Raw genomic sequence first — 17,443 nt, 5'->3', positions numbered from 1 at the left:
ATGTGCATCGGAAGCCCATCACATCCGCGACCTCGGAGAACACCGGATCGCCACACTTGACCGATCTCCGTCATGCCGGCCGGAAAACGGTGCCCCCGGTGGTCGAACCCGACCACCGGGGGCACCGGAACGGTCGACCCCGGACCGGTCGACGGACGGCTCGGGCCTTCCCGGCCGCCCGTCGGCGGGTGTCCACCACGATCGCGCCGCCGGCGGCGACGACGAACCGCTCGCCGGCTTGCCCGAATGATCCTCTTTGCCCCGGCGCACCCGCGGATCACGACCTGCACCCCGTGAAGGGCGGTGCCGCGCCGCACCGGCCCGGCCCCGGCCCAAGATCGCATGTAAGGCCGCCTACGATTGACACCGTGCGTACCCCCCTTTCCCTGCTCGCCGAGCGCTGGCAGCCGTCCGCCGCCACGGTCAGGCGCGCCGCGTTCGCCGCGCTGGTGATGAGCGTGGTGATCGTGGTCACCGGCGGCGCCGTCCGGCTCACCGCCTCCGGCCTCGGCTGCACCACCTGGCCCCGCTGTACCGGTGAGAGCCTGACGCCCACCCCCGAGATGGGTTTCCACGGCGTCGTCGAGTTCACCAACCGGATGCTCACCTACGTGCTGAGCGCAGCGGTCGGCTGGGCCATCCTCGCCGCCCGCTGCCACCGCCGGCCGTCGGCCGAGGGGTCCGCCACCCCCTGGCGGCGCAGCCTCACCAAGCTCGGCTGGGCCCAGTTCTGGCTGGTGATGAGCAACGCCGTGATCGGCGGCATCACGGTGCTGACCGGCCTCAACCCGTACACGGTCGCGGTGCACCTGATCTCCGCGATGGCGCTGGTCTGGGTCGCCCTGCTGATGTGGGAGCGCGCCAAGGAGGGCGACGGGCCGGCGCAGCCGTCGGTCGCCCGGCCGATCGTCCGCCTCTCGTACGTCCTGGTCACCGTGGTCGGCCTGCTGGTCGCGGCCGGCAGCCTGGTCACCGGTGCCGGCCACCACCCGGGCACCCCGCGGGACAACAAGATCGTCCCGCGTATCCCGGTCGACTACGACCGCCTCGCCCAGGCCCACGCCGACCTGGCCTTCCTCTCGGTCGGCCTCGCCGTCGCGGTGATCTTCGTGTTCGCCGCCGTGAAGGCCCCGCCGGCCGCCCGAGCACGGGCCAAGGAGCTGCTCGCGGTGCTGCTGCTCCAGGGCGTGCTCGGTTTCGTCCAGTACTTCACCGACGTCCCGGAGCTCCTGGTCGGCCTGCACATGCTGGGCGCCGCGCTCACCTGGATCGCCGTGCTGCGTGTCCCGCTGGCCCTGCGGGTCCGCACGGACGGCGCGCCCGCGGCCTTCCGCCCCGCCGGCGAACGCCAGCCCACAGCGGCCTGATCACCGCCCCGGGCCCCGAGCGGGCCGAGCGCACCGCAGGGCCCCCGGTCTCGTCGACCGGGGGCCCTGCGGCGTTCGTGCGACCGGGCGGTCAGCCGCCGATCTGGATGCCGGCCATGCGCTTCCACTCGTACGGGCCGGTCTTCACCTTGAGGGCCAGCTCGCCCTCGAAGTCGTCGTGCAGGGTGATCCCGGCCAGCTCGGCGGCCCGGCGGCCGACCGCGTAGCTCGGCGCGACCTGGTCGCCCCAGGCGCCGTCCGCGCCCACCACGACGATCCGGGTCGCGACACCGCCGATGTACTCGACGACGCCGTCGGCGCTGCCGCCGTGCTGCTCGGCGAAGCTGGACAGGTTCTTGGCGATGCGCTTGGCGCGGCGCTCGGCGCGGGCGTCCGGCGCGGCGGGGGTGGCGGTCTCTGCGCTGCTCATGCCCGCATGCTACCCATCGGTAGCGGCGCTGGCGACGGGAGCGGGCTGTGCACCGGGCCACATACTGGTGGCGTGACCTTCCAAGGCTGGCCCGCCGAGGCCCTCGACTTCTACGAACACCTAGAGGCCGACAACTCCAGGAGCTTCTGGCAGTCCCACAAGGAGCAGTACGAGCAGGCCGTCCGCGAGCCGATGGAGCGGCTGCTGGCCGAGCTGGAGCCGGAGTTCGGGCCGGGGAAGATCTTCCGCCCCAACCGCGACGTCCGGTTCAGCGCCGACAAGTCCCCGTACAAGACGCACATCGGCGCCCACCTGACGGCCGGCGGTTACGTACAGCTCTCCGCCGACGGCCTTGCCTGCGGCAACGGGTTCTACCGGCTCGCCCCCGACCAGCTGGAGCGCTACCGGACGGCCGTCGCCGAGGACGTCACCGGCGCGGAGCTGGAGCGGGTGATCGACGCCGTCCGTGCGGCCGGCCCGCAGGTGGTCGGCCGGGACAGCCTGAAGTCCGCCCCGCGCGGCTACCCCAGGGACCACCCCCGGATCGAGCTGCTGCGCCACAAGGGGCTGGTCGCCTGGCAGGAGTGGCCGCCGGCGAAGTGGCTCGGCACCCGGACGGCGTACCAGCGGATCACCGCCTTCCTGCGCGCCTCCCAGCCGCTCAAGGACTGGCTGGACGGCCACGTCGGCCCGTCCGAGCTCGCGCCCCGCTAGGAGCCCGCCGGGCCGGAGCCCGCCGGGCCGGAACGCCGAAGGGCCCCGGTCCGCAGACCGGAGCCCTCCTGATGACGAACGGGGCTACTTCACGAACGGGTCGATCGCGATCACCACGAAGAGCAGCGTCAGGTAGGTGATCGACCAGTGGAACAGCCGCATCTCCTTCAGCTTCGCGCCGACGATCCCGGCCTTGGCCCGGGCGTACAGTCCGTGCGCCTCCTTCAGCCAGGCGCCGCCCAGCACCACCGCGGAGACCGGGTACAGCCAGCTGGTCTGTGCCAGCGGCCAGAGCGCCAGCGAGACGGCCACCATCACCCAGGAGTAGGCGACGATCTGCTTGGCGACCGCCAGGTTGCCCTTGATCACCGGGAGCATCGGGACGCCGGCCCGCTCGTAGTCCTCGCGCACCTTCATCGACAGCGGCCAGTAGTGTGGCGGCGTCCAGAAGAAGATGACGAGGAAGAGCACCAGCGCCGACCAGGACACCGAGTTGGTGACCGCGGCCCAGCCGACGAAGACCGGCATGCAGCCGGCGATGCCGCCCCAGACGATGTTCTGCGCGGTGCGCCGCTTCAGGCCCAGCGTGTAGACGAAGACGTAGAAGAGCAGTGCCGACAGCGCCAGCAGCGACGACAGCGGGTTGACCAGGGCGGCCAGCCAGAGCGTCGAACCGACCGCCAGCGTGATGCCGAAGACCAGCGCCTCGCGCGGGGACACCATGCCCGTGACGAGCGGGCGCCGCTCGGTGCGCGACATCACCGCGTCGATGTCCCGGTCGATGTACATGTTGAGGGCGTTGGCGCCGCCCGCCGAGAGGTAGCCGCCGACGACCACCTCGAGCACCAGCAGCGGATCCGGAACACCGCGCTGCGCTAGGAACATCACCGGTACGGTGGTGATCAGCAGCAGCTCGATGATCCGAGGCTTGGTCAGTGCGACGAATGCGCCGACACGGGCCCCGAACGGCCGGTGCGCAGGCGTCGCCCCGGTGACCCCGGCGGGACGGGATTCGACGGCGGTCACTAACACCCCAACTGAAGATGAACCTTCGCAGGCGTCCTCCGGAACGAAGTTCCCGAATCGTCCGCTCTGCGCGTACCACGCCACCTTAGACGCTCCATATCTCCCCACCGGCTCCGGGGTCCCCCGGCGAGGCGTAACGCACACCCCTGGGTGAACAGACGAAGCTGGTTCCGTGCGGCACCGGTCCCCCGTCCCGGCCCTCGGGCAGGCGGCGGCCGTGAAAACAGGAGAGCCTGGGACAAACCCGCCCACAGGGCTCTCGTGGGAATCGCCATACCGAAATCACCGTTCTCTCAGCACGGAGGGTGAGCCTCGGCCCGGACGGTAGGCTCACACCGAGAAGCGGGATCTACCCTCCGTGACCGGCACCACCCAAGCGTCAGGCCCCAGCGACGTGGCCGACCCGGTCCCCCTCACGGGGTCACTCTTCAATACGGAAGGAGCCCTGAGACAGGGTGAGCACGACGCCGACGAATGCATTCGAGTGGTCCGAGCTGGACGAGCGGACCGTGGACACGGCGCGCGTCCTGGCCATGGACGCGGTCCAGAAGGTCGGCAACGGGCACCCCGGGACGGCCATGTCGCTGGCCCCGGCCGCGTACCTGATCTTCCAGCGCTTCCTGCGCCACGACCCGACCGACCCGTCCTGGGCCGGTCGCGACCGGTTCGTCCTCTCTCCCGGGCACACCAGCCTGACCCTCTACACCCAGCTCTACTTCTCGGGCTACGGCCTGGAGCTGGACGACCTCAAGGCCTTCCGGGTCGCCGGCAGCCGCACCCCCGGCCACCCCGAGCACGGCCACACCGCGGGCGTCGAGACCACCACCGGGCCGCTCGGCCAGGGCATCGCCAACGCCGTGGGCATGGCCATGGCCGCCCGCTACGAGCGCGGCCTCTTCGACCCGGACGCCCCGGCCGGCGAGTCCCCGTTCGACCACACCATCTGGGCCATCGTCTCCGACGGCGACCTGGAGGAGGGCATCTCCGCCGAGGCCTCCTCGCTGGCCGGCCACCAGCGGCTGGGCAACCTGGTCGCCCTGTACGACGACAACCACATCTCGATCGAGGGCGACACCGAGACCGCCTTCTCCGAGGACGTCCTCAAGCGCTACGAGGCCTACGGCTGGCACGTCCAGCGGGTGACGCCGAAGCCCAACGGCGACATCGACGTCGCCGCCCTGGCCGACGCGCTGGCCGCCGCCAAGGCCGAGACCTCCCGCCCGTCGATGATCGCTATGCGCACGATCATCGCCTGGCCGGCCCCGGACGCCCAGAACACCGCCAAGGCCCACGGCTCCGCGCTCGGCGCCGCCGAGATCGCCGCCACCAAGAAGGTCCTGGGCTTCGACCCGGAGAAGACCTTCGAGGTCAGCGACAAGGTGATCGAGCACGCCCGCCAGGTGATCAAGCGCGGCAAGGCCGCCCGCGACGCGTGGCAGCAGTCCTTCGAGACCTGGCGTGCGGCCCACCCGCACCGCGCCGCCGAGTTCGACCGCATCCAGGCCGGCGAGCTGCCCGAGGGCTGGAAGAAGGCCGTCCCGGTCTTCGAGGCCGGCAAGGAGGTCGCCACCCGCAAGGCGTCCGGCGAGACCCTCAAGGCGATCGGCGCGGTGATCCCGGAGCTGTGGGGCGGCTCGGCCGACCTCGCGGAGTCCAACCTCACCACGATCGACGAGGACAGCTCCTTCCTGCCCGAGGGCAACCCGCTGAAGAGCGCCAGCCCGTACGGCCGGACGATCCACTTCGGCATCCGCGAGCACGCCATGGGCTCGACCATGAACGGCATCGCGCTGCACGGCCGGACCCGCGTCTTCGGCGGCACCTTCCTGGTCTTCGCCGACTACATGCGCCCGGCCGTCCGCCTGGCCGCCCTGATGAAGCTGCCGGTCACCTACGTCTGGACGCACGACTCGATCGGCCTCGGCGAGGACGGCCCGACCCACCAGCCGGTCGAGCACCTGGCCTCGCTGCGCGCCATCCCGGGCCTCACCATGGTCCGCCCGGCCGACGCCAACGAGACGGCCGTCGCCTGGCGCACGGTCATCGAGCGGCAGACCAGCCACCCCGGCCCGGTCGGCCTGGCGCTCACCCGCCAGAACGTCCCGACCTTCGACCGCGAGGTCTTCGGCTCCGCCGAGGGCACCGCGAAGGGCGGCTACATCCTGGCCGAGGCCTCCAACGGCGACCCGCAGGTGATCCTGATCGGCACCGGCTCCGAGGTGCAGCTGGCCGTCAAGGCCCGCGAGGTCCTGGAGGCCGAGGGCGTGGCGGTCCGCGTCGTCTCGATGCCGTCCTTCGAGTGGTTCCAGGAGCAGGACCAGGCCTACCGCGACAGCGTGCTGCCGCCGTCGGTCAAGGCCCGCGTCTCGGTCGAGGCCGGCATCGCCCAGGGCTGGCGCGAGCTGGTCGGCGACCACGGCCGCATCGTCTCGCTGGAGCACTTCGGTGCCTCCGCCGACTACAAGGTGCTGTTCGAGGAGTTCGGCCTGACCGCCGAGCGCGTCGTCGCCGAGGCCCACAACGCGCTGCGCTCGCTGGAAGCCGTCAACCGCTAGCGGTCGCCCCGGCCCCCGCGGGCCCCCGGCCGCGCGCTCGCCCGCACAGCGGACGCGCGGCCCTCTGATCTACCCCACGAAGAACAGAAGAAATAAGGACTGAAGCACCATGACTGACGCACTGAAGCGCCTCAGCGACGAAGGCGTGGCGATCTGGCTGGACGACCTCAGCCGCAAGCGACTCAACACCGGCAACCTGGCCGAACTGGTGCAGAACAAGCACGTGGTCGGTGTCACCACCAACCCGACCATCTTCCAGAAGGCCATCGCCGGCAGCGGCGACAGCTCCTACGACGGCCAGCTGCGCGACCTCGCCGTCCGCAAGGTCACCACCGACGAGGCCGTCCGCATGATCACCACCTCGGACGTGCGCGACGCCGCCGACGTGCTGCGCCCGGTCTACGACGCCTCCAACGGCCGCGACGGCCGGGTCTCCATCGAGGTCGACCCCCGCCTGGCCCACGAGACCGCGGCCACCGTGGCCGAGGCCAAGCAGCTGTGGTGGCTGGTGGACCGCCCGAACGTGTTCATCAAGATCCCCGCCACCAAGGCCGGCCTGCCCGCGATCAGCGAGGTCATCGGCAAGGGCATCAGCGTCAACGTCACGCTGATCTTCTCGCTCGACCGCTACAAGGCCGTCATGGACGCCTACCTGACCGGCCTGGAGACCGCCAAGGCCAAGGGCCTGGACCTCTCCCAGATCGAGTCGGTCGCCTCGTTCTTCGTCTCCCGCGTGGACACCGAGATCGACAAGCGCCTGGACAAGATCGGCGGCGACGCCAGGGACCTGCGCTCCAAGGCGGCCCTGGCCAACGCCCGCCTCGCCTACCAGGCGTACGAGGAGGTCTTCGGCACCGTCGACGGCAAGACCGCCGGCAGCGACCGCTGGAAGGCCCTGGAGGCCGCCGGCGCCAAGCCGCAGCGCCCGCTCTGGGCCTCCACCGGCGTCAAGGACCCGGCCCTGCCGGACACCCTGTACGTGACGGAGCTGGTCGCCCCGGGCACCGTCAACACCATGCCCGAGGCCACCCTGGACGCCACCGGGGACCACGGTGTCGTCACCGGCGGCACCATCGTCCCGAACTACGCCGACGCCAAGGCCGTCATGGACGCGATCGCGGCCGCCGGCGTGGACTACGACGACGTCGTCCAGGTCCTGGAGGACGAGGGCGTCGAGAAGTTCGAGCAGTCCTGGAACGAGCTGCTCGACACCGTCACCGCCTCGCTGGCCTCCTTCGCCGCCGAGAAGTGATTCCTGCTCACAGCCAGCGCACGAAAGCGGAGCACACCAAGTGAGCAACGATTTCCCTGAGTTGACGTCGGACTCGGACGCGGGCGACCCCCTGCGGACCCCCGTCAACCCGCTTCGTGACCCCGCAGACCGGCGGCTCCCGCGCATCGCGGGGCCGTCCGGCCTGGTCATCTTCGGGGTCACCGGCGACCTGTCCCGCAAGAAGCTGATGCCGGCCATCTACGACCTGGCCAACCGCGGCCTGCTGCCGCCGGGCTTCTCGCTCGTCGGCTTCGCCCGCCGCGAGTGGGAGGACGAGGACTTCGCGAAGGAGGTCCACGACGCGGTCAAGGAGCACGCGCGGACCCAGTTCCGCGAGGAGGTCTGGCAGCAGCTCGCCAAGGGCATGCGCTTCGTCCAGGGCGACTTCGGCGACGACGACGCCTTCGACAAGCTCCGCCAGACCATCGAGGAGCTCGACAAGGCGCAGGGCACCAGCGGCAACTTCGCCTTCTACCTGTCCGTCCCGCCGAAGTTCTTCCCCACCGTCGTCCAGCAGCTGAAGAAGCACGGCCTGGCCGACCCGCCGCAGGGTTCCTGGCGGCGCGCCGTCATCGAGAAGCCCTTCGGCCACAACCTGGAGAGCGCCCAGGAGCTGAACCGGATCGTCCACGAGGTCTTCCCCCGGGACGAGGTCTTCCGGATCGACCACTACCTGGGCAAGGAGACGGTCCAGAACATCCTGGCCCTGCGCTTCGCCAACCAGATGTTCGAGCCGATCTGGAACCGGTCGTACGTCGACCACGTGCAGATCACCATGGCCGAGGACATCGGCATCGGCGGCCGTGCCGGCTACTACGACGGCATCGGCTCCGCCCGGGACGTCATCCAGAACCACCTGCTGCAGCTGATGGCGCTCACCGCCATCGAGGAGCCGGCGTCCTTCCACCCCAAGGCGCTGGTGGCCGAGAAGCTCAAGGTGCTCAGCGCCGTCAAGCTCCCGGCCGACCTCGGCAAGCACACCGTGCGCGGCCAGTACGCGTCCGGCTGGCAGGGCGGCGAGGAGGTCGTCGGCTACCTCGACGAGGACGGCATCAACCCGGACTCCAAGACCGACACCTACGCGGCCATCAAGCTGGAGATCAACAACCGCCGCTGGGCGGGTGTGCCGTTCTACCTGCGCACCGGCAAGCGGCTGGGCCGCCGGGTCACCGAGATCGCGGTGGTCTTCCAGCGCGCGCCGTACCTGCCGTTCGACTCCTACGCGACCGAGGAGCTGGGCCAGAACGCCCTGGTCATCCGGGTGCAGCCGGACGAGGGCGTGACGGTCCGGTTCGGGTCCAAGGTGCCGGGCACCTCCTTCGAGGTCCGGGACGTCACGATGGACTTCGCCTACGGCGAGTCCTTCACCGAGTCCAGCCCGGAGGCGTACGAGCGGCTCATCCTCGACGTGCTGCTCGGCGACGCCAACCTGTTCCCGCGCCACCAGGAGGTCGAGCTCTCCTGGCAGATCCTCGACCCGATCGAGGAGTACTGGGACGCCCACGGCAAGCCCGCCCAGTACGCGGCGGGGACCTGGGGCCCCGTCGAGGCGGACGAGATGCTCGCACGAGACGGCAGGAGCTGGCGCCGGCCATGAAGATCGACCTCACGAACACCACGTCCGGCAAGATCAACGCCGCGCTGATGGCGGCGCGGCGGGCCAGCGGCTCCACCGCGGCCGGCATGGTGCTCACCCTGGTGATCGTGACCGACGAGGGCAGCGCGTACGACGCCCTCAAGGCCGCCAACGACGCCTCCCGCGAGCACCCGTCGCGCACCCTGGCGGTCATCAAGCGCGCCGGGCGCTCGCCCCGTGCCCGCGCCGAGACCCGCCTGGACGCCGAGGTCCTGGTCGGCTCCGACGCCGGCTCCGGCGAGACGGTCATCCTGCGCATGCACGGCGAGCTCGCCTCGCACGCGCAGTCGGTCGTCCTGCCGCTGCTCCTGCCCGACGCCCCGGTGGTGGTCTGGTGGCCGGAGAACGCCCCGCTGCACCCGGCGCAGGACCCGCTGGGCTCGATCGCCCAGCGCCGGATCACCGACGCCGTCACCGCCGAGTCCCCGGTCGGACAGCTCGCCCAGCGGGCCGAGAGCTACACCCCCGGCGACACCGACCTGGCCTGGACCCGGATCACCGGCTGGCGCTCGATGCTGGCCGCCGCGCTGGACCAGCGACCCTCCACGATCGTCTCCGCGGTGGTCGAGGGCGAGTCGTACAACCCCAGCGTCGAGCTGCTCGGCCTCTGGCTGCACAACCGGCTGCGGGTGCCGGTCGAGCGGATCGTCACCGGCGGACCGGGCATCACCGCGGTGCACCTGCGCACCAAGGACGGGGACATCACCCTGGACCGCCCGGACGGCCTGATGGGCACGCTCTCCATGCCCGGCTCGCCGGACCGCCAGGTGGCGCTCAAGCGGCGCGAGACCTCCGAGCTGATCGCGGAGGAGCTGCGCCGGCTCGACCCGGACGACATCTACGCGACGGCCGTGCGCACGCCCGTGGACCGGCTGCGCGAGCCGGGCGACGCCGGGACCTCGTCGGGCCCGAAGGCCGTACCGGCCGTCTCCGAGGCCGCGGTGGCCGACCCGGTACGGGTGACCGCCAAGCTGCCGGCGGCCGAGACCCCGGCCTCCGGGACCGACGCGGCCGAGCCCGCGACGGCCGACGGCGGCGCCGAGGCCAAGAGCCCGGCGAGGGCGGCGGGCAGGCGGACGACCCGGAAGAGCGACTCATGAGCCGGCGCAGCGGGTTCACCGTCACGGGGTCGCCCGGGCGGGCCGGCGCCGACCGACGGCACGGGGAGGGCGCATGACCGCCGCCACCCCCCAGCTGGTCGTGCACCGGGACAAGGAGCTGATGGCCCAGGCGGCCGCGGCCCGGCTGATCACCCGGATCGTGGACGCCCAGGCCGCCCGCGGCACCGCCTCGGTGGTGCTCACCGGCGGGCGCAACGGCAACGCGCTGCTGGCCGCCATCGCGGCCTCCCCGGCCAGGGACGCGGTGGACTGGGGCCGGCTGGACCTCTGGTGGGGCGACGAGCGCTTCGTGCCCTCCGGGGACCCGGAGCGCAACGCCGTCCAGGCCCGGGCGGAGCTGCTCGACGCCGTCCCGCTCGACCCGGCGCGGGTTCACGAGATGCCCGCCTCGGACGGCGTGGACGGCTCGGACGTGGAGGCGGCCGCCGCCCGCTACGCGGAGGAGCTGGCCACGGCTGCCGGGCCGGGCGACCGGCTCGGCGTCCCGGCCTTCGACGTGCTGCTGCTCGGCGTCGGCCCGGACACCCATGTCGCCTCGCTCTTCCCCGAGCACCCGGGCGTCCGGGAGACCGAGCTGACGGTGGTCGGGGTGCGGGGCGCACCGAAGCCCCCGCCGACCCGGGTCTCGCTGACCCTCCCGGCGATCCGGGCGGCCCGCGAGGTCTGGCTGCTGGCGGCGGGCGAGGACAAGGCGGACGCCGTGGCGCTCGCCCTGTCCGGCCCCGGCGCGCTGCAGGCGCCCGCCTCGGGCGCGTACGGGCGGGCCCGCACGCTGTGGCTGCTGGACCGGGCCGCGGCGGACCGCATCCCGCCCCAGCTCTACCCGCCGGCCTCGGCCTGACCGGCCCCGGTCCGGGAGACACCGAAGGGCGCCACCGTCGGAAGACGGTGGCGCCCTTCGCCGTCGCTCGTCACGTGCCGGACAGGGCTCAGATCTCGCCGCGCAGCTTGGCCAGCGCCTCGGCGAGGATCGCCTCGCCGTCCGCGTCGGTGCGCCGCTCGCGGACGTAGGCCAGGTGGGTCTTGTAGGGCTCGTTGCGCGAGGGGGCGGGCGGGTTGTGCTCGTCCTGGCCGGCCGGGAAGCCGCAGCGCGGGCAGTCCCAGGTGTCCGGGATGACCGCTTCGGCGGCGAAGCTGGGGCGGGTCTCGTGCTTGTTGGCACACCAGAAGGAGATCCGGTTGCGCGGGGCGGACTCGCCGCGCTCCGCCTCCCCCATCGGGCCGGCTCCGACCCTGCTGCCACGGATGGCGTTGCCACTTGCCACGGTCTGACTCCCTGCGTGCTGGTGCGCCGACCCGCCGCGGTGCGCGTCGGTGGCGAAAGTCGTCCTAGTGTAAGCAGGAGTTAAGGATGTGCCACCCACCGGCTCCGCCCCGGACCGTTCCAGCATAGGCCTCGGGGCGACGGGACGTCAGAGATACGTCAGCTCTTGTACTTCAGCACCAGGCCGAGCACGACGATGCAGGCGAACCAGGCGACACCGACCACGATGGTGATGCGGTCCAGGTTGCGCTCGGCCACCGCCGAACCACCGCCGGTGGACATCGCACCGCCGCCGAACATGTCGGACAGGCCGCCGCCCTTCCCCTTGTGCAGCAGCACCAGGAGGATCATCAGCAGGCTGAAGATGATCAGGGCAATCGAGAACCCGATAACCACGACGGGACCAACTCTCTCGTATCTTCGGCGAAGGGGCCGGACCCGCGATCAGCGGTCCGGCCCCAAAGCCTACGTTGCTGCGGCGGCGTTAGCCTACTGCCTGCTCACGGTAGCGCACGATCTTGACGAACTCCTCGGCGTCCAGGGAGGCACCGCCGATCAGGCCGCCGTCGACGTCGGGCTTGGCCATCAGGCCGGCCGCGCTGGAGGACTTGACCGAACCGCCGTAGAGCACCCGGACCTTGCCGGCCAGCTCGGCGCTGTAGAGCTCGGCGAGCCGCGCGCGGATCGCGGCGCAGACCTCCTGTGCGTCCTCGGGGGTCGCCACCTCGCCGGTGCCGATCGCCCAGACCGGCTCGTAGGCCACCACCAGGGTCTCGGCCTGAGCGGCCGGGACGTCCTGGAGGGCGCCGTCGAGCTGGGCCAGGGTGTACTCGACGTGGGTACCGGCCTTGCGGATGTCCAGCGGCTCGCCGATGCAGAGGATCGGGACGATCCCGTTGCGGAAGGCGGCCTTCACCTTGGCGTTGACGATCTCCTCGTTCTCGCCGTGGTACTGGCGGCGCTCCGAGTGGCCGATCACCGCGTAGGTGCACTTCAGCTTGGACAGCATCGGGCCGGAGACCTCGCCGGTGTAGGCACCGGAGTCGTGCTGCGAGATGTCCTGCGAGCCGTACTTGATCTTCAGCTTGTCGCCGTCGACCAGGGTCTGCACCGAGCGCAGGTCGGTGAACGGCACCAGCACCGCCACCTCGACCGACTCGTAGTCCTTGTCGGCCAGCGCGAAGGCCAGCTTCTGGGTGTGCTGGATGGCCTCGAGGTGGTTGAGGTTCATCTTCCAGTTGCCCGCCATCAGCGGGAGACGCTCAGTCATTGCTTCAGCCTTCCAGGGCGGCGAGACCGGGGAGCGTCTTGCCCTCCAGGTACTCGAGGCTCGCGCCACCGCCGGTCGAGATGTGCCCGAACTTCTCCTCGTCGAAGCCCAGGATGCGGACGGCCGCGGCGGAGTCGCCGCCGCCGACCACGGTGAACGCGTCGCTGTCGGTCAGGGCCTGCGCGACGGCCTTGGTCCCCTCGGCGAAGGTGGGGTGCTCGAAGACGCCCACCGGGCCGTTCCAGAACACGGTCTTCGCGTCGGCCAGCTTCTCGGCGAACAGGGCCCGGGTCTTCGGGCCGATGTCCAGGCCCTCCTTGTCGGCCGGGATCCCGTCCGCGTCGACGACCTCGAAGTCCTCGACCGGGGCGTGCGTCTTGGTGTCCGGGAAGCTCGCGGAGACCGCGACGTCCACCGGGAGGACGAACTCCACGTTGTTCTGCTTGCCCCGCTCCAGGTACTCCAGAACGGTCGGGACCTGGTCCTTCTGCAGCAGCGAGATGCCGACCTCGTGGCCCAGCGCGTACAGGAAGGTGTACGCCATGCCGCCGCCGATCAGGATGCGGTCGGCCTTGCCGAGCAGGTTGTCGATCACGCCGACCTTGTCGGACACCTTGGAGCCGCCGAGCACGACCACGTACGGGCGCTCGACCTCCTCGGTGAGGCGCTTGAGCACGCCGACCTCGGTGGCGATCAGGTCGCCGACGGCGTGCGGCAGGCGGGCCGGCAGGTCGTAGACGGAGGCGTGCTTGCGGTGCACCGCACCGAAGCCGTCGCCGACGTACAGGTCGGCCAGCCGGGCGAGCTCGTCCGCGAACGCGCCGCGCTCGGCGTCGTCCTTGCTGGTCTCGCCGGCGTTGAAGCGCAGGTTCTCGAGCAGCGTGACCTCGCCGTCGGCCAGGGCGGCGACGGTGGCCTTCGCGCTCTCGCCCACGGTGTCGGCCGCGAACGCGACCGGCTTGCCGAGGATCTCGCCCAGCCGGACGGCGACCGGGGCGAGGGAGAACTGCGGGTCCGGCTCGCCCTTGGGGCGGCCGAGGTGGGAGGCGACCACGACCTTGGCACCGCGCTCCAGGAGCTTGGCGATGGTCGGGGCGACAGCGCGGATCCGGCCGTCGTCGGTGATCGTCGCGCCGGACAGCGGCACGTTCAGGTCAGCGCGCACGAACACGCGCTTACCGGCGACGTCGAGGTCTTCGATGGTCTTCACGGTCTTCGGTCTCCTGGCGAGATGGTGGAGCAGGCGACGGCACAACGGCGGGCCGTCAAGGGGGAGTTGAGGGTGCGCAGACGAGGGCCCGGACGGCGTCGAAGCCTTCCGGGCCCTCCCCCTTACTTCACTTCAGCTCCCGCTGCGTCAAAGCCGGCCACCGACGAGGGCGGTCAGGTTGACGAGGCGGTTCGAGTAGCCCCACTCGTTGTCGTACCAGCCGAAGACCTTGACCTGGTTGCCCTGGGCCATGGTCAGCAGCGAGTCGAAGATCGTGGAGAACGGCGAGTTGACGATGTCGGAGGAGACGATCGGGTCCTCGGTGTACTGCAGGATGCCGTTGAGCGAGCTCTCCGAGGCCTTCTTGAAGGCCTCGTTGACCTCGGCGACGGTGACGTCGCGCTCCAGCGTGACCACCAGGTCGGTGATCGAGCCGGTCGGCACCGGGACGCGCAGCGAGGTGCCGTCCAGCTTGCCCTTGAGCTCCGGGAGCACGAGTGCGGTCGCCTTGGCGGCACCGGTGGACGTCGGGATGATGTTGAGGGCCGCGGCACGGGCGCGCCGCAGGTCCTTGTGCGGGAAGTCCAGGGTGACCTGGTCGTTGGTGTACGCGTGCACCGTGGTCATCAGACCCTTGACGATGCCGAAGGTCTCGTTCAGCACCTTGGCCAGCGGCGCCACGCAGTTGGTGGTGCAGGAGGCGTTGGAGATGATCGTGTGCTGGGCGGGGTCGTACTTGTCGTCGTTGACGCCCATGACGATGGTGATGTCCTCGTCGGTGGCGGGCGCCGAGATGATGACCTTCTTGGCGCCGGCGGTGACGTGCTTCCTGGCCGCCTCGGCCTTGGTGAAGATGCCGGTGGACTCGATGACGATGTCGGCACCGAGCTCGCCCCAGGGCAGGTTCGCCGGGTCGCGCTCGGCGACGACCTTGAAGGTCTTGCCGTCGACGGTGATGCTGTCCGCGGTGTGGGACACCTCGCCCGGGAAGGTGCCCAGGATCGAGTCGTACTTGAGAAGGTGCGCCAGGGTCTTCGTGTCGGTGAGGTCGTTGACACCGACGATCTCGATGTCCGCGCCCTGGGACTTCACCGCCCGGAAGAAGTTGCGGCCGATGCGGCCGAATCCGTTGATGCCTACCCGGATCGTCACGAACCGATCTCCTCGTTAGGTACGCCGGAGCTAAGCCGACGGGGTGGAATTTTGGGATGTCCCCGACCGCCTCTGACCCTACCCCTCTCAAGCCGGTATGGGCACATCACGCCCGGTACGCCGCCCGGGCGTGGCGTGTCAAGAGGATGTGACCAGGTCGTCCACCCTTGTCCGCTTTGAAAGTTGGGGCGCGCGCCGCGGGGCCGCACGCGGACGGCGCCATCCCACGGTTCGGACACGGAACGGCCGGCGCCCCGGACACCCGGGACACCGGCCGTTCGCCGCGACTGCGCGCGGGCGTCAGTTGAGCGCCATCTCGTCGGTCAGATTGGCCTCGGTGCTGGGCAGCCCCAGCTCGGAGGCACGCTTGTCGGCCATCGCCAGCAGGCGGCGGATCCGGCCGGCCACCGCGTCCTTGGTGAGCGGCGGGTCGGCCAGCGCGCCCAGTTCCTCCAGCGAGGCCTGCTTGTGCTGCATCCGCAGCTGGCCGGCGGCGGCCAGGTGCTCGGGCACCTCGTCGCCGAGGATCTCCAGCGCGCGCTGCACCCGAGCGCCGGCCGCCACCGCGGCGCGGGCGGAGCGGCGCAGGTTGGCGTCGTCGAAGTTGGCCAGGCGGTTGGCGGTGGCGCGGACCTCGCGCCGCATCCGGCGCTCCTCCCAGGCCAGCACCGACTCGTGGGCGCCGAGCCGGGTCAGCAGCGCGCCGATGGCGTCGCCGTCGCGGATCACCACCCGGTCCACGCCGCGCACCTCGCGGGCCTTGGCCGGGATGCCCAGCCGGCGGGCGGCGCCGACCAGCGCCAGGGCGGCCTCGGAGCCGGGGCAGGTGATCTCCAGGGAGGACGAGCGGCCGGGCTCGGTGAGCGAACCGTGGGCCAGGAAGGCTCCGCGCCAGGCGGCCTCGGCGTCGCAGGTCGCCCCGGAGACCACGGCCGGGGGCAGCCCCCGGATCGGTCGGCCGCGGCCGTCGACCAGCCCGGTCTGGCGGGCGAGGAGCTCGCCGTCCTTGACCACCCGGACCACGTAGCGGCTGCCGCGGCGCAGGCCGCCGGGGGCCATCACGACGAGGTCGGAGGAGTGCCCGAAGATCTCCAGGAGGTCCTTGCGCAGCCGCCGGGCCGCGGCTCCGGTGTCGAGCTCCGCCTCGATCACGATGCGGCCGCTCACGATGTGCAGCCCGCCCGCGAATCGCAGGATCGCCGACACCTCCGCCTTGCGGCAGCACGCCCGGGTGACCGGGAGCCGGCTGATTTCGTCCTTCACCGCTGGAGTCATCGCCATGGCCCGATCCTTCCATGTGTCCGGAAAATCCGGTCGTACGCGGCGGCCAAGAGCTCCGGGTCGTGTCGCGGGGTGCCGTCCGCGCGGGCGACCCGGCCGAGCACCAGGGCGGCGCCCATCCGCCCCGCGGCCTTCTCCAGACCGGCCAGGTCCGCCTGGCCGAAGGCGCCGCCGGAGACGGCGCGCTCGTCCACCAGGATCGCATCCACCGCGAGGTCCGGGGCGTGGTCGGCGATGACCTCCAGATGGCGCTGCGGGGTGAAGCCCTCCGTCTCGCCGGGCTGCGGGGCGAGGTTCAGGGTGAGCAGACGGCGGGCGCGGGTCTCGGTGAGCGCCTTGGCCAGCTCGGGCACCAGCAGGTGCGGCAGCACGCTGGTGAACCAGGAGCCGGGGCCGAGGACCACCCAGTCCGCCTCGCGGACGGCGGTGACGGCCTCCGGGACGGCCGGCGGCTCGTCCGGCAGCAGCCGGATCGACTGCACGGTGCCGGGCGTCACCGCGACGCTGGCCTGGCCGCGGACGGCGGACAGCTCGGAGGGGTTGGCCGGGTCGTGGCCCCGGACGACCGCCTCGATGTCCAGCGGGACCGCCGACATCGGCAGCACCCGGCCCTGGACGTTGAGCAGTCGCCCCACCCAGTCCAGTGCGGCGACCGGGTCCCCCAGCTTCTCCCAGAGCGCGACGATCAGCAGGTTTCCGACGGCGTGGCCGCCCAGGTCACCGGTGCCGGTGAAGCGCTGCTGGATCACCTCGGACCACGTCCGGCCCCAGTCGTCGTCGCCGCAGAGCGCGGCCAGCGCCTTGCGCAGGTCGCCCGGGGGCAGCACGCCGAGCTCCGCGCGCAGCCGGCCGCTGGAGCCGCCGTCGTCGGCCACCGTGACGACCGCGGTGAGATCGGTGGTGAGCCGGCGCAGTGCGGAGAGCGAGGCGGACAGGCCCTGGCCGCCGCCGAGGGCGGTGATCCGGGGGGCCTGGTTGGGGCGGGGTGCCTGGCTGGCACGGCTCTGGCTGGTGCGGACCGGCCCGGTGCGCGCCCGGCTGGGCGCCGTGGCTCGCGGCGGGACCCCCGTCCGGTCGGCGGTCCTGTTCTGCAGCTGCCGCCCGGGCACGTATCCCGTCACACCCACCTCGCGTTCCAACTTGC

At 71.6% G+C, this 17,443-nt stretch carries 16 protein-coding genes; 7 read left to right on the top strand and 9 right to left on the bottom strand.

What is annotated here, in order from left to right; all coding sequences use genetic code 11:
• Positions 1 to 359 precede the first annotated feature (359 nt).
• Positions 360 to 1,367: a heme A synthase gene (locus tag MCM47_RS20555; protein WP_238863423.1), complete on the top strand. Its 1,008-nt coding sequence runs from the start codon at positions 360 to 362 to the stop codon at positions 1,365 to 1,367.
• A 91-nt stretch (positions 1,368 to 1,458) separates the two neighbouring features.
• Here MCM47_RS20555 and MCM47_RS20550 read toward each other — a convergent pair whose 3' ends face one another.
• On the bottom strand, positions 1,459 to 1,797 hold the full coding sequence (locus MCM47_RS20550; protein WP_238863117.1) for a hypothetical protein: 339 nt from the start codon (positions 1,795 to 1,797) through the stop codon (positions 1,459 to 1,461).
• A 72-nt stretch (positions 1,798 to 1,869) separates the two neighbouring features.
• Here MCM47_RS20550 and MCM47_RS20545 point away from each other — a divergent pair, with 72 nt between their 5' ends.
• Positions 1,870 to 2,511: a DUF2461 domain-containing protein gene (locus tag MCM47_RS20545; RefSeq protein ID WP_238863116.1), complete on the top strand. Its 642-nt coding sequence runs from the start codon at positions 1,870 to 1,872 to the stop codon at positions 2,509 to 2,511.
• 84 nt (positions 2,512 to 2,595) lie between these two features.
• Here the strand turns inward: MCM47_RS20545 and MCM47_RS20540 are convergent, their stop codons facing one another.
• The gene (locus tag MCM47_RS20540; protein ID WP_238863115.1) at positions 2,596 to 3,537 is read right to left on the bottom strand and encodes a heme o synthase; all 942 of its coding nucleotides are present in this window, start codon (positions 3,535 to 3,537) and stop codon (positions 2,596 to 2,598) included.
• 455 nt (positions 3,538 to 3,992) lie between these two features.
• Here MCM47_RS20540 and tkt point away from each other — a divergent pair, with 455 nt between their 5' ends.
• The 5 genes from tkt to pgl all read left to right on the top strand — a co-directional run bounded on the left by tkt (position 3,993) and on the right by pgl (position 10,963).
• Positions 3,993 to 6,092 (top strand): transketolase, encoded by a 2,100-nt coding sequence (gene tkt / locus MCM47_RS20535; RefSeq protein WP_238863114.1) that lies wholly within the window; start codon positions 3,993 to 3,995, stop codon positions 6,090 to 6,092.
• A gap of 109 nt (positions 6,093 to 6,201) precedes the next feature.
• Complete coding sequence (gene tal, locus MCM47_RS20530) at positions 6,202 to 7,344, top strand: transaldolase (protein WP_238863113.1); 1,143 nt, start codon at positions 6,202 to 6,204, stop codon at positions 7,342 to 7,344.
• 91 nt (positions 7,345 to 7,435) lie between these two features.
• Positions 7,436 to 8,962, top strand: a complete 1,527-nt coding sequence (gene zwf / locus MCM47_RS20525; protein WP_238863422.1) for a glucose-6-phosphate dehydrogenase — start codon at positions 7,436 to 7,438, stop codon at positions 8,960 to 8,962.
• Positions 8,959 to 10,101 carry a glucose-6-phosphate dehydrogenase assembly protein OpcA gene (gene opcA / locus MCM47_RS20520; protein WP_238863112.1) on the top strand — a complete coding sequence of 381 codons (1,143 nt, stop codon included), beginning with the start codon at positions 8,959 to 8,961 and terminating at the stop codon, positions 10,099 to 10,101. The genes zwf and opcA overlap by 4 nt, the downstream gene beginning before the upstream one ends.
• A gap of 73 nt (positions 10,102 to 10,174) precedes the next feature.
• Positions 10,175 to 10,963: a 6-phosphogluconolactonase gene (gene pgl / locus MCM47_RS20515; RefSeq protein ID WP_238863111.1), complete on the top strand. Its 789-nt coding sequence runs from the start codon at positions 10,175 to 10,177 to the stop codon at positions 10,961 to 10,963.
• Between the two features lie 88 nt (positions 10,964 to 11,051).
• Here pgl and MCM47_RS20510 read toward each other — a convergent pair whose 3' ends face one another.
• The 7 genes from MCM47_RS20510 to yvcK form a co-directional block, all read right to left on the bottom strand.
• Entirely contained in the window at positions 11,052 to 11,339 is a 288-nt protein-coding gene (locus MCM47_RS20510) for an RNA polymerase-binding protein RbpA (RefSeq protein ID WP_030308030.1), read from the bottom strand.
• A gap of 206 nt (positions 11,340 to 11,545) precedes the next feature.
• Positions 11,546 to 11,782 (bottom strand): preprotein translocase subunit SecG, encoded by a 237-nt coding sequence (gene secG / locus MCM47_RS20505; protein ID WP_238863110.1) that lies wholly within the window; start codon positions 11,780 to 11,782, stop codon positions 11,546 to 11,548.
• An 88-nt stretch (positions 11,783 to 11,870) separates the two neighbouring features.
• On the bottom strand, positions 11,871 to 12,656 hold the full coding sequence (tpiA, locus tag MCM47_RS20500; protein WP_238863109.1) for a triose-phosphate isomerase: 786 nt from the start codon (positions 12,654 to 12,656) through the stop codon (positions 11,871 to 11,873).
• A 4-nt stretch (positions 12,657 to 12,660) separates the two neighbouring features.
• A complete protein-coding gene (pgk, locus tag MCM47_RS20495; protein WP_238863108.1) occupies positions 12,661 to 13,866 on the bottom strand; it encodes a phosphoglycerate kinase in 1,206 nt (401 codons plus the stop codon).
• A 147-nt stretch (positions 13,867 to 14,013) separates the two neighbouring features.
• Positions 14,014 to 15,018 (bottom strand): type I glyceraldehyde-3-phosphate dehydrogenase, encoded by a 1,005-nt coding sequence (gene gap / locus MCM47_RS20490; RefSeq protein ID WP_238863107.1) that lies wholly within the window; start codon positions 15,016 to 15,018, stop codon positions 14,014 to 14,016.
• 300 nt (positions 15,019 to 15,318) lie between these two features.
• On the bottom strand, positions 15,319 to 16,299 hold the full coding sequence (gene whiA / locus MCM47_RS20485; RefSeq protein ID WP_209411690.1) for a DNA-binding protein WhiA: 981 nt from the start codon (positions 16,297 to 16,299) through the stop codon (positions 15,319 to 15,321).
• On the bottom strand, positions 16,290 to 17,393 hold the full coding sequence (gene yvcK / locus MCM47_RS20480) for a uridine diphosphate-N-acetylglucosamine-binding protein YvcK (protein WP_255752612.1): 1,104 nt from the start codon (positions 17,391 to 17,393) through the stop codon (positions 16,290 to 16,292). Before yvcK ends, whiA begins: the two co-directional genes overlap by 10 nt.
• Positions 17,394 to 17,443 lie beyond the last annotated feature (50 nt).

The organism is Kitasatospora sp. A2-31 (assembly GCF_022288725.1).
Lineage (GTDB): Bacteria > Actinomycetota > Actinomycetes > Streptomycetales > Streptomycetaceae > Kitasatospora.
Note: the sequence above shows the minus strand (reverse complement) of the source record. Positions and strands in the feature narration are given on the sequence as shown.